We start from the raw sequence: 11637 nt of genomic DNA on the forward strand, positions 1-11637 counted from the left end.
AGCGCCGATGAGCGGCAACAACGTTTCCCACGCGAACAACAAAACCAAGCGCCGGTTCCTGCCGAACCTGCAAAACCGCCGTATTTGGGTGGAAAGCGAAAACCGTTGGGTGCGTCTGCGCGTTTCGAACGCCGGCCTGCGTCTGATCGACAAGAACGGTATTGACGCTGTGCTCGCAGATCTGCGCGCACGCGGCCAAGCCTAAGGAGTAAATCATGGCGAAAGGCGCACGCGACAAGATCAAGCTGGAATCGACCGCAGGTACGGGTCACTTCTACACCACGACGAAAAACAAGCGCAACATGCCGGAAAAGATGGAGATCAGCAAGTTTGATCCCGTCGTTCGCAAGCATGTGCCGTACAAGGAAACCAAGATCAAATAAGATCTTGTCTCCTGCCTGTTGACGAAGACCAAAAGCCTCGCACTTGTGCGGGGCTTTTTGTTTTTCGGTCCGGCTTGCGTTTCCGCTCATCAATCCCTGCGGCGCCTTTCCCATCTTCGCATCCAGGCCATTCGGCCGACTTTCCCTGATTTCGCACGACGCGGTATGCTTGCTCGTTTATCGGTAAGCGGCGACATCCGTCGCAACGACTGATCAAGCGATGGAGACGCAGGAAATGAACTTTGATGTGGCGATTGTCGGTAGTGGCCTCGCGGGTCTGAGTGTCGCCTTGAATCTCGCGGAGACGCGGCGCGTCGCGGTGGTCGCCAAACGTTCGATGACCGAGGGCGCGAGTGACTGGGCACAAGGCGGCATCGCCGCGGTCCTCGATTCGGCCGACAGCATCGAGAATCACGTCCGCGATACACTCGTCGCCGGCGGCGGCCTGTGCGACGAAGCGGCCACGCGCTTCATCGTCGAACACGGCCGTGAAGCGATCGAATGGCTGATCGCCCAAGGCGTGCCGTTCACGAAAGACGACGCCGCGGAACTCGGCTTCCATCTGACGCGCGAAGGGGGCCACAGCCACCGCCGCATCATCCACGCAGCAGATGCAACCGGTCACGCAGTAGTCGCCACGCTCAGTGAACGCGTGCGCCGTCATCCCAACATCACGCTCCTTGAAGACCACTACGCGATCGACCTGATCACCTCGGACCGCCTGGGCCTGCCGGGGCGCCGCTGTCACGGGCTGTACGCGCTAGACCTGCAAAGCGGGCGCACGGTCACTATCGAGGCGCCGCACACCGTTCTCGCAACGGGCGGCGCGGGCAAGGTGTATCTGTACACCACCAATCCGGATACCGCGACCGGCGACGGTATTGCGATGGCCTGGCGCGCGGGCTGCCGCGTGTCGAACATGGAATTCATCCAGTTCCACCCGACTTGCCTGTTCCACCCGTACGCCAAATCTTTCCTGATCTCCGAGGCCGTGCGCGGCGAAGGCGGCATTCTGAAGCTGCCGGACGGTACGCGCTTCATGCCGCAGCACGACGAACGCGCTGAACTGGCGCCGCGCGACATCGTCGCCCGCGCGATCGACTTCGAGATCAAAAAGCGCGGTATCGACTGCGTCTACCTCGATATCAGCCACCAGCCGCCGGCATTCTTGCAGGAACACTTCCCCACCATTCTCGCGCGCTGCCTGGAGTTCGGCATCGACATCACCAAAGAGCCCATCCCGGTCGTGCCGGCCGCCCATTACACCTGCGGCGGCGTCGTCACGGACCTGGCAGGCCGCACCGATCTGGCCGGTCTCTACGCGGTCGGCGAGACGTCCTGCACCGGGTTACATGGCGCCAATCGCCTCGCGAGCAACTCGCTGCTCGAGTGCCTCGTGATCGGCCGTTCGGCGGCTGCCGCTATCGAAGCCGAGGGTTTCAGCGCCGCCGTCCATGCGCCGCTGCCGGACTGGGACGAAAGCCGGGTCTCCGATCCGGACGAAGAAGTGGTCGTCGCGCACAACTGGGACGAACTGCGCCGTCTGATGTGGAACTACGTGGGCATCGTGAGAACCGACAAACGGCTTGCGCGTGCGAAGCATCGTCTCACGCTGCTGCGAGACGAAATCCACGAGTACTACGCGAACTTCAAGGTGAGCCGCGACCTGCTGGAACTGCGCAATCTGGTCGACGTAGGCTCGCTGATCGTCGAGAGTGCACGCTCGCGGCGCGAGAGCCGCGGGCTTCATTTCAGTCGCGACTGGCCTGCCGCGTTGCCGAAGGCGCTGCCCACCGTGCTGTCGCCCGAGCACGTGCGCAACCGCAACGTCTGAGGCGTCTCGCGCGCGCTTGAGCCGGCGCACTGCGGGCGCATGCGAAAAGGCCATCGCAAACCTGCGATGGCCTTTTTACTGACGCGAAGCGAGACTACCGGATCAAACGATGCGCATCGAGTAGTCGGCCGCCCGCACGTCCTTCGTCAGCGCGCCGATCGAAATACGGTCGACGCCGGTTTCGGCAATCGTGCGCACCGTGTCGAGGTTCACGCCGCCTGAGACTTCAAGCACGGCCCGGCCGCCCGTGATACGCACGGCGTCACGCATGGCGTCGAACGAGAAGTTGTCGAGCAGAACAGATTTCGCTCCGTGCGCCAGCGCGGTTTCGAGTTGCGCCAGCGTCTCCACCTCGATCTGGATCGATACGCCCGCATTCAGCGCCAACGCCGCGTTCATGGCTGCGTCAACACCGCCGGCCGCCGCGATATGGTTTTCCTTGATCAGAATGCCGTCGTACAGCGCAAGCCGCTGGTTGACACCGCCGCCCACGCGCACCGCGTACTTTTGCGCCAGCCGCAGCCCGGGCAAAGTCTTGCGCGTATCGAGAATACGCGCCTGGGTATGCGCGATCGTGTCGACGTAGCACCGCGTTACAGTCGCCACGCCCGACAGGAGTTGCAGGAAGTTCATCGCGTTGCGCTCGGCGGTGAGCAGCGCGCGCACCGGGCCGCGCATCTCGCAGACAGGCGTGTCGGCCGTCATGCGCTCGCCTTCGCGATAAAGCCAACGCACCTCGATGCGCGAATCGACATGGCGCATGACCTCGTTGAACCAGGGCACGCCGCACAGCACGGCATCTTCGCGAACGATGATGCGCGCGTCACGCACATCTTCCGCAGGTATCAAACGGCCGGTCTGGTCGCCGGCGCCGATGTCTTCGGCAAGCGCGTCGGCGACGTTGCGCGTCAGCGCCGCGTCGAACGCTGCACCGTACTGCGCCCGAACTTCAGCGAACAGCGGCGAGACCGCGTCGGCCTGATATTTTTCCTTCGCACCGTCTACTGCAACCATCACGCCGCTCCCACATTCGAAAACAAGGTCGTATCTTTCGCGAGATCACCGCTCGCCTGTACGCGCTTCTTATGACGTGCAGCGAAATCGAGCATGCGGTCGATCGGCAGACGCGCACGTTCGCCGATCGCGCGATCGACGAAAATCTCGTTGTGGCCACGCTCCAGCACATCGGCGAGATTCGCGAGGCCATTCATGGCCATCCACGGACAATGTGCGCAACTCTTGCACGTCGCGCTATTACCGGCCGTTGGCGCTTCGATGAAGGTTTTGCCAGGCGCCGCGAGCCGCATCTTGTAGAGAATGCCGAGGTCGGTCGCGACGATGAAGTGCTTCGCATCGAGCCGCTGCGCGGCGTCGATCAGTTGCGTCGTGGAGCCAACTACATCGGCCTGCGCCACCACGCTTTCGGGCGACTCAGGATGCACGAGCACTTTCGCGTCCGGATACTCCGCCCGCAACAGGTCGAGCTCGATGCCCTTGAACTCGTCGTGCACCAGACACGAGCCCTGCCACAGCAGCATGTCCGCGCCGGTCTTCTTCTGGATGTAGCTGCCGAGATGGCGGTCCGGCGCCCAGATGATCTTTTCGCCGCGCGCGTGCAAGTCGGCGACAATCTCCAGCCCGATCGACGACGTCACCATCCAGTCCGCCCGCGCCTTCACTGCCGCGCTGGTGTTCGCATAGACGACCACCGTGCGATCCGGATGCGCGTCACAAAACGCGGAGAACTCGTCAGCCGGGCAGCCCAGATCGAGCGAACAGGTTGCATCGAGATCGGGCATCAGCACACGCTTGCCGGGACTGAGAATCTTCGAGGTCTCGCCCATGAAGCGGACGCCGGCCACCACCAGCGTCTGTGCGTCGTTATCGCGCCCGAAACGCGCCATCTCAAGCGAATCGGCCACGCAGCCGCCGGTCTCCTCAGCGAGTTCCTGCAGTTCCGCATCCACATAGTAGTGCGCGACGAGCACGGCTTTCTCACGCGCGAGCAACGCGCGAATGCGCGCCTTCAGCGCGACCTTCTCTTCTGCCGATGGCACGTCGGGCACCTTCGCCCACGCTTGTCCGATACCGCAGGTCATGCCCTGCACCTGCGGCCGGTCGTATTCGACGCTCCTGATCGCCTGCTGATTCATGATTCCCTCTGCCCCGCTGATTCGCCGCTCACCGCCAGCGCCGTGCCCGCCACGCCCAACGTTTTGTGCGGCCCAAAAAAGCAAAACCCCGCCAACGCGGGGTTTTGTGACGAATCTAAATTTTAATAGATTTCGTGCTCAAGCATAGCGACGCAGGCGCATCGCAAAGTCCTGAAGGGCCTTGATACCGCTTTGTTCCGCGCGGTGACACCAATCTTGCAACTGCACGAGCAGTTGTTCGCGCGAAGCGTTCGAACGCTCCCACATTGCGGCCAGTTCGTTGCGCATCTCGATGTAGGTGGCGAGCTTCTGGCTATTGGCGAAAATCTGCGGCAGCTGGCGCTTCTGCGGTTCGTCGAGGCCGGCCTCTTCCTTGTGGAACCAGCTACGCGCACCGCGCATCAACTGATACTTTTCGCGCGCGCCCACTTCCTTCAGATGCGCCAGTTCCTGACGGTACGCGCGCTTGAGTGCCTTACCGTAGCGCGCCATGACTTCATAGCGGTTCGCCAGCACGGCCTGCAGCGTTTCCTGATCCAGCACCAGCTTGCCGGTGCTCAGACGCGGCGTAGGCGCAACCTTCTTAACCTTCGCCAGGCGGAACGCCGACATGATGCGGATGTACATCCAGCCAATGTCGAACTCGTACCACTTGTTCGACAGCTTCGCGGACGTGGCGTACGTATGGTGGTTGTTGTGCAGCTCTTCACCGCCGATCAGGATGCCCCACGGGAAAATGTTTGTGCTGGCGTCCGACGAGTTGAAGTTGCGATAGCCCCAGAAGTGTGCAAGGCCGTTGACGACGCCGGCCGCCCAGAACGGAATCCACACCATCTGCACAGCCCAGATGGTCAAGCCGACCACGCCGAACAGTGCAACATTCAGCACCATCATCAGGCTCACGCCAAGAATGGGGTACTTCGTGTAGACGTTGCGCTCCATCCAGTCGTTCGGCGTGCCGTGACTGAACTTGCGCATGGTTTCTTCGTTCTTCGCTTCGACGCGATACAGTTCCGCGCCTTCGAGCAGCACCTTCCAGATACCGCGGGTCTGCGGGCTGTGCGGGTCTTCTTCGGTCTCGCACTTGGCATGGTGCTTACGGTGAATCGCGGCCCATTGGCCGGTCAGCATGCCCGTGGTCATCCACAGCCAGAAGCGGAAAAAATGACTGACTGCGGGATGCAAGTCGAGGGCGCGATGCGCCTGGCAGCGGTGCAGATACACCGTGACGCCAATGATCGTGATGTGCGTCGCGACAAGCGTATACAGCACAAGTTGCCACCAGGAGAAGTGCAACAGACCGTGAGCCAGAAAATCAAGCAAGGAATTCAACAAGGCAATTTACCTGTAGAACAAGAGTGACAGGACACCGCAAACACTCCGCACAACACGCGATGTCAAGAAAGTGAAAGCATACAAGCAGGTTCGACGATATTCTACTGGAAGCGTTCCTGAATCGCTCCAAGTCTTTGTAACAATTGGGGATTTCTTGTGGCGCATCAACCAGGGGAAACGCGCTGGCGCGCCCTTTTTCGACGGCCGACGGCGCGCGCCGCCTTGTCAGGCCGGGCTGCCCGGCCCGCCGGCGACCCTGTCGGTCGTATTTACCGGTCGCGACAGAATGTCGCCCGCGCCGACAATCCGCACTTCGCGCTGTGCCAATGGAATCGAGATACCGTTTTCCGTGAACAGGCGCCAGATATTGCGGTTCACCGCCGAGCGCACGCCGCCCGTGCCCGTCGCCGCGTCCTCGATCCAGAAACCGAGTTCCAGATTGATGCCGTCCGTGCCGAAACCGACGAAATAGGGCGTCGGCGCCGGCTCCTGCATCACTCGCGCTACGCCCTGCGCGGCTTGTGCGAGCAGTTCCATCGCCTGATCGACATCTGCCGTGTAGGCAATTTGCACCGCTGCCTTCGCGTAGCCGCGCGTCAGATACGACGACTGGTTCTGTACGACATCGGTGATCAGCTTTTCGTTCGGAATCAGCGTTTCAATGCCGTCCAGACCGCGCACCACCGTATAGCGCGTGCGGATCTGCGTGACCATGCCCTGCAGGCCGCTCACATTGATGGTGTCGCCAATCCGCAGCGAACGGTCGATCAGGATGATGAAGCCCGACACATAGTTGCTGGCGATCTTCTGCAGCCCGAAGCCAAGCCCGACCCCCAGCGCGCCGCCGAACACTCCCAGCACCGTGATATCAATGCCCACCAGCGACAGGCTGATCAGCACCGCCGCGAGCACGAACAGCGCCCGGCCGACCCGCGCGACCACCACTTTCAGATTGGCGTCGAGCGTGCTGGAGCGGATCAGGCGCTCTTCGAACGCCGAGCCGAGCCACATGGCGACGAGCATCGTCACGCAGACCCACAGCAGCCCCGTGGACAGCGACAGCAGCGTCATGTGGGCATTCGCGACGCGAAAATGCACGCTGTTCATCCACGCGAGCACGTCGTCCTGGATGCCCATCACGGTGAGCACCATGCCGATCCAGACGATCAGCGAGACGACCTTCTCGCCGAGGAACAGCCATTTGTGCGCTTCGCCGTGGCTCGCGAACACCCGGCGCGCGAAGAAGAACATCACATAGATGAGGCCGATGCCGAACAGCGGCACCAGCGCCAGATCGAGCAGCGCCGTGTGCATGAAGGGACTCGCGATTGCCTGCGCGAGCCACACGAGCGCCGCGCCCAGCAGCGGAAAGAACGCACGATCAAGGCTTTCCGCGCCAAAGCGCAGCGCCTGATAGCGCGTCTGACGGCGCAGATCCAGAGAGCGGCGCAGCAGCCACGCGAGCACCCATGCCAGCGCCAGCGTGCCGAGCAGCACGCCGACTTGCCAGAGCATCACCGGCTGGCCGAAGTCGCGGCCGAGGTCGCTGGACAGGTGAAAGGAGAGGCGGTTTTGCATGGTGTCGTTCGCGCACCCCGCGCGCCGTGGTCAGGCCGGCCTGCCACGACACCCGAGGCGCGCCGGCCGCTCAGGCGCGGCGCTCCAGCACGGCGGCGAAGAAGCCGTCAGTGGCATGGCGGTGCGGCCACAGCGACAGGTAGTCGCCCATTTCCAGATCGACGCGCTGTTCCGCCAGCACCTCGCGCGCGGGCACCAGCGCAAAACCGGGGTGATTGGCGAGAAATTGTGTGACGATCGCCTCGTTTTCCGCCTCCAGAATGCTGCAGGTCGCGTAGACGAGACGGCCGCCCACCTTCACGAGACGCGCCGCGCTCGTGAGGATCGACAACTGCTTCGGCGCCAGTTCGGTAACCGATTCCGGCGACTGCCGCCATTTCAGATCAGGATTGCGGCGCAGCGTACCGAGGCCGCTGCACGGCGCATCCACCAGCACGCGGTCGATCTTGCCCGCGAGCCGCTTGATCTTCGCGTCATGCTCGCTGTCGATCAGCACCGGGTTCACGTTCGACAGCCCGCTGCGCGCAAGGCGCGGCTTGAGCTTGGCGAGACGCCGCTCGGAAATGTCGAAGGCGTAGAGACGCCCGGTGGAGCGCATCATGGCGCCGAGCGCCAGCGTCTTGCCGCCTGCGCCCGCGCAGAAATCGACGATCATCTCGCCGCGCTTCGGCGCGACCAGCGTGCACAGCAGCTGGCTGCCTTCGTCCTGCACTTCGAGCCAGCCGTTCTGGAACGCGTCGAGCTTGGTGAGCGGCGGCTTGCCGACCACCCGCACGCCGAACGGCGCGAACGGCGTGGCGCCTGCCTCGATGCCGGCCTTGGAAAGCGCGCCCAGCACTTCGTCGCGGCTCGCCTTGATCGGGTTGGCGCGCAGATCCAGCGGCGCCGGGTAGTTCAGTGCGGCGGCCAGTTGCGCCAGTTCGTCAGGTTCGAAACGTTTCGAGAGCGCCTGATAGATCCAGTCGGGCAGATTCATGCGAATCCGCAACGGCAGGCTCTCCGGATCGATTTTGGAGACGTGTTCGAGCCAGTTGGATTCGGCCTCGGACACGAACGGCTTCAACGCCGAGCGCCCGGCCGTCTGCATCAGACCCAGCAAGGCCATCCGGCGCGCCGGACTGCCCGCGCCGCTTTCGGCCAGATGGGCGAATTCCATCCGGCGCCGCAGCACCGCAAACACCGCTTCGGCGATCACGCCGCGCTCGCCGTGTCCGAGCTTCGGGTGGGCGCGGAAAAAGCGGCTGGTGGCTGCGTCCGCGGGGCCGGCCAGTTTCAGCACGTCCGCCAGCAGCGTTTCAGTCTGGCCAATCAGAAATCCATGTAATCTCATACGCCCTCTCCGGCGATCTTGTTGCTATTGATGTCGGCAAAGAGCCACTGCGGCTCCGGCGGCGTGAGCGTGACGCGCAGTCCGTCGAGCGTGAGACGCCCTTCAACGAACCAGCGCACCGCGCGTGGGTAAATAATGTGTTCCGTGGCAAGCACCCGCTCGGCCAGTGCCGGCGCGTCGTCGCCGGCCAGTACCGGGACGGCCGCCTGAATCACGAGCGGCCCATGATCGAGCTGCGACGTGACAAAATGCACAGACGCGCCGTGCAGCCGCACGCCGGCGTCGAGCGCCTGCTGATGCGTTTTCAGGCCCGCAAAGCTCGGCAGCAGCGACGGATGCACGTTCAGCATGCGGCCCGCATAGCGGTCCACGAAGCTGGGCGTCAGCACCCGCATAAAACCGGCAAGCGCCACCAGATCAGGTTCATACACGTCGATTTCATGCGCGAGCGCCGCGTCGAAGCTCTCGCGGTCAGGATACTGGCGGTGGTCGACCACCGCCGTGGGAATACCGTGCGACGCTGCAAACGCAAGGCCTGCGGCGTCTGGACGGGCGGCAATCACGGCGGCGACCTGCGCCGGCCAGCCTTCGCGCGAACAGGCGCGCACGATGGCTTCCATGTTGCTGCCTCGCCCGGAAATCAGGATGACAAGTTTTTTCATCCGCGGATTTTATCATTCGGGGGACACGCAAACGGCGACGCGCCGCCGTGCCCCGCGATGAGCGTTTATAATCGTTTGTTTTGCGACGTTCGGCATGAGTTCGCCGCAAGCCGCTACGTGCCGTCCGTTACACGCATACCCCTATACAAAGTCGCCAACCCGCTATCGTGAGAGTTTTCCGCGGTCTTCCCAATGCCGAGAGCCGTGCGCCGTGCGCACTGACCATCGGCAACTTCGACGGTGTCCACCGCGGCCATCAGGCTTTGCTCGCCCATGTGCGGGCGGCGGCGGACGCGCGCGGCCTGCCCGTCTGCGTGATGACCTTCGAGCCGCACCCGCGTGAATTCTTCAATCCGGCCGGCGCGCCGCCGCGCATCGCCATGCTGCGCGACAAGCTGGAAGCGCTGCGCACCAACGGCGTCGACCGCGTGGTGGTGGAGCACTTCAATCACACCTTTGCCAGCCAGTCGCCGGATGCGTTCGTCGAGCGGATCATCGTGAACGGGCTGCACGCGCGCTGGGTAATGATCGGTGACGATTTCCGCTATGGCGCAAGGCGCGCGGGCGACTTCGCGTCGCTGAAAGAGGCGGGCGCACGGTACGGCTTCGAAGTCGAGCAGATGGCGACAGTCGCGGATCCCTCGGGTGCGCGCATTTCCAGCTCGGGCGTGCGTGCGGCGCTGGTGGCAGGCGACCTCGACGCGGCGCGCGCCGCGCTGGGCCGCGATTATCTGATCAGCGGCCACGTCGTGCATGGCATGAAGCTTGGCCGCGATCTGGGCTTTCCCACGCTGAACCTGCCGATCGCCCACAAGCGTCCGGCACTCGCGGGCATTTTCGTGGTCCGCGTGCACGGCATTGAAGCCGAGCCGCTGCCGGGCGTCGCCAGTCTCGGGTTGCGGCCCACCGTCGACGATTCCGGCCGCGTGCTGCTCGAAGTGCACCTGCTCGACTGGCACGGCGACGCGTATGGCAAACTCGTGCGCGTCGAATTCCTGAAGAAGCTGCGTGACGAGGAGAAGTACGTCGATCTCGAAACCCTGACCGCCGCCATAGCGCGCGATACCGCCAATGCGCGCGCGTGGTTTGCGGCGGTCGGCGGCAACGCGCCGGGCAGCCGTGCCACCGGTTTCGCCACTTCAGCCACCGACCGAATTAGATAGCCGCCGCGGTACGTGCGGGCCTTGCCCACGACGTACCCTGCCGCGCGCATCGAAGGGCGTCCGTGGATCACGCGACATGCCTGCCGGGCGCGCATCATGCGCCCGTGGCCTCAACGGCTGCTGCGTACACCGCGCCCTTACCGCGCATAGAAAGCATTCACCGCGACCACACCATGAGCAACAAGAAAGCCGATTCGAAACCCCAGGCCCGCTACCCGGTCAACCTGCTCGACACCCCGTTTCCCATGCGCGGCGACCTGCCCAAACGGGAGCCGCAATGGGTCAAGGAGTGGCAGGAACGCAAAGTCTACGAAACGATCCGCGCCGCCTCGAAAGGCCGCAAGAAGTTCATCCTGCACGATGGGCCGCCGTATGCGAACGGCGACATCCACCTCGGCCACGCGGTGAACAAGATTCTCAAGGACATGGTCGTCAAGGCGCGCAACATGGCGGGCTTCGACGCGGCCTACGTACCGGGCTGGGACTGTCATGGCATGCCGATCGAAATCCAGATCGAAAAGCAGTTCGGCAAGTCGCTGCCGGCCGCCGAAGTGATGCAGAAGGCACGCGCCTACGCGAGTGAACAGATCGAGAAGCAGAAGCTCGGCTTCCGGCGTCTGGGCGTGCTCGGCGACTGGGACAATCCGTACAAGACGATGAACTTCACGAATGAAGCCGGCGAAATCCGCGCGCTCGCGAAGATCATGGAAAAGGGCTACGTGTTCCGCGGTCTGAAGCCGGTGAACTGGTGTTTCGACTGCGGCTCGGCGCTGGCCGAAGCCGAAGTCGAGTACAAGGACAAGACCGATCCGACCATCGACGTGCTGTTCACCTTCGCCGAGCCGCACAAGACGGCGCAGGCGTTCGGCCTCGCCGCGCTGCCGCGCAGCGAAGGCGGCATCGTGATCTGGACCACCACGCCGTGGACCATCCCCGCCAACCAGGCGCTGAACGTCCATCCGGAAATCGTCTACGCGCTGGTGGATACGCCGCGCGGTCTGCTGATCCTCGCAGAAGAACGCGTGCAGGCGTGCCTGCAGCAATACGGTCTGGAAGGCAACGTGGTCGCCACCGCGCCGGGCGCGAAGCTCGCCAATCTGCGCTTTCATCACCCGCTGACGTCCGCGCATCCGGGCTACAAGCGCACGGCGCCGGTCTATCTCGGCGACTACGTGACGACCGAAACCGGCACGGGTATC

11 protein-coding genes are annotated in these 11637 nt (G+C 63.5%); 5 read left to right on the forward strand and 6 right to left on the reverse strand.

Annotation, left to right across the window (positions count from 1 at the left end; genetic code table 11):
* The 3 genes from rpmB to nadB all read left to right on the forward strand — a co-directional run.
* Positions 1 to 205, forward strand: a 205-nt coding sequence (rpmB, locus tag VGH41_RS17080) for a 50S ribosomal protein L28 (RefSeq protein WP_331598681.1), incomplete at its 5' end; no start/stop codon positions are given.
* Positions 206 to 215: 10 nt separating this feature from the next.
* Positions 216 to 383, forward strand: coding sequence for a 50S ribosomal protein L33 (gene rpmG / locus VGH41_RS17085; protein ID WP_074263557.1), 168 nt, complete (start codon positions 216 to 218; stop codon positions 381 to 383).
* Positions 384 to 618: 235 nt separating this feature from the next.
* The gene (gene nadB / locus VGH41_RS17090) at positions 619 to 2217 is read left to right on the forward strand and encodes an L-aspartate oxidase (RefSeq protein ID WP_331598683.1); all 1599 of its coding nucleotides are present in this window, start codon (positions 619 to 621) and stop codon (positions 2215 to 2217) included.
* Positions 2218 to 2319: 102 nt separating this feature from the next.
* Here the strand turns inward: nadB and nadC are convergent, their stop codons facing one another.
* From nadC to purN, 6 genes are all read right to left on the reverse strand, one after another.
* Positions 2320 to 3231, reverse strand: a complete 912-nt coding sequence (gene nadC / locus VGH41_RS17095; protein ID WP_331598684.1) for a carboxylating nicotinate-nucleotide diphosphorylase — start codon at positions 3229 to 3231, stop codon at positions 2320 to 2322.
* On the reverse strand, positions 3231 to 4370 hold the full coding sequence (gene nadA, locus VGH41_RS17100) for a quinolinate synthase NadA (protein ID WP_331598685.1): 1140 nt from the start codon (positions 4368 to 4370) through the stop codon (positions 3231 to 3233). The genes nadC and nadA overlap by 1 nt, the downstream gene beginning before the upstream one ends.
* A gap of 138 nt (positions 4371 to 4508) precedes the next feature.
* The gene (locus VGH41_RS17105; protein WP_331598686.1) at positions 4509 to 5705 is read right to left on the reverse strand and encodes a DesA family fatty acid desaturase; all 1197 of its coding nucleotides are present in this window, start codon (positions 5703 to 5705) and stop codon (positions 4509 to 4511) included.
* Between the two features lie 225 nt (positions 5706 to 5930).
* On the reverse strand, positions 5931 to 7283 hold the full coding sequence (locus tag VGH41_RS17110; protein WP_331598688.1) for a mechanosensitive ion channel family protein: 1353 nt from the start codon (positions 7281 to 7283) through the stop codon (positions 5931 to 5933).
* A 70-nt stretch (positions 7284 to 7353) separates the two neighbouring features.
* On the reverse strand, positions 7354 to 8613 hold the full coding sequence (locus VGH41_RS17115) for an RsmB/NOP family class I SAM-dependent RNA methyltransferase (protein WP_331598689.1): 1260 nt from the start codon (positions 8611 to 8613) through the stop codon (positions 7354 to 7356).
* Positions 8610 to 9275 carry a phosphoribosylglycinamide formyltransferase gene (gene purN, locus VGH41_RS17120; RefSeq protein WP_331598690.1) on the reverse strand — a complete coding sequence of 222 codons (666 nt, stop codon included), beginning with the start codon at positions 9273 to 9275 and terminating at the stop codon, positions 8610 to 8612. The genes VGH41_RS17115 and purN overlap by 4 nt, the downstream gene beginning before the upstream one ends.
* Positions 9276 to 9442: 167 nt before the next feature.
* On the opposite strand from purN, the gene VGH41_RS17125 reads away from it, so the two are divergent.
* Together VGH41_RS17125 and VGH41_RS17130 are read left to right on the forward strand one after the other, a co-directional pair.
* Positions 9443 to 10438: a bifunctional riboflavin kinase/FAD synthetase gene (locus VGH41_RS17125; protein ID WP_331598691.1), complete on the forward strand. Its 996-nt coding sequence runs from the start codon at positions 9443 to 9445 to the stop codon at positions 10436 to 10438.
* Positions 10439 to 10611: 173 nt separating this feature from the next.
* Positions 10612 to 11637: class I tRNA ligase family protein (locus VGH41_RS17130; protein WP_331598692.1), on the forward strand; the 1026-nt coding region annotated here is incomplete at its 3' end.

This window comes from Paraburkholderia sp., assembly GCF_036488795.1.
Lineage (GTDB): Bacteria > Pseudomonadota > Gammaproteobacteria > Burkholderiales > Burkholderiaceae > Paraburkholderia.

Excerpts from the sequence above, each read along its gene's own strand:
- VGH41_RS17110 (WP_331598688.1), bottom strand. The coding sequence starts at position 7,283 with ATGCAAAACCGCCTCTCCTTTCACCTGTCCAGCGACCTCGGCCGCGAC.
- rpmG (WP_074263557.1), top strand. The coding sequence starts at position 216 with ATGGCGAAAGGCGCACGCGACAAGATCAAGCTGGAATCGACCGCAGGT.
- purN (WP_331598690.1), bottom strand. The coding sequence starts at position 9,275 with ATGAAAAAACTTGTCATCCTGATTTCCGGGCGAGGCAGCAACATGGAA.
- VGH41_RS17115 (WP_331598689.1), bottom strand. The coding sequence starts at position 8,613 with ATGAGATTACATGGATTTCTGATTGGCCAGACTGAAACGCTGCTGGCG.
- nadA (WP_331598685.1), bottom strand. The coding sequence starts at position 4,370 with ATGAATCAGCAGGCGATCAGGAGCGTCGAATACGACCGGCCGCAGGTG.
- nadC (WP_331598684.1), bottom strand. The coding sequence starts at position 3,231 with ATGGTTGCAGTAGACGGTGCGAAGGAAAAATATCAGGCCGACGCGGTC.
- nadB (WP_331598683.1), top strand. The coding sequence starts at position 619 with ATGAACTTTGATGTGGCGATTGTCGGTAGTGGCCTCGCGGGTCTGAGT.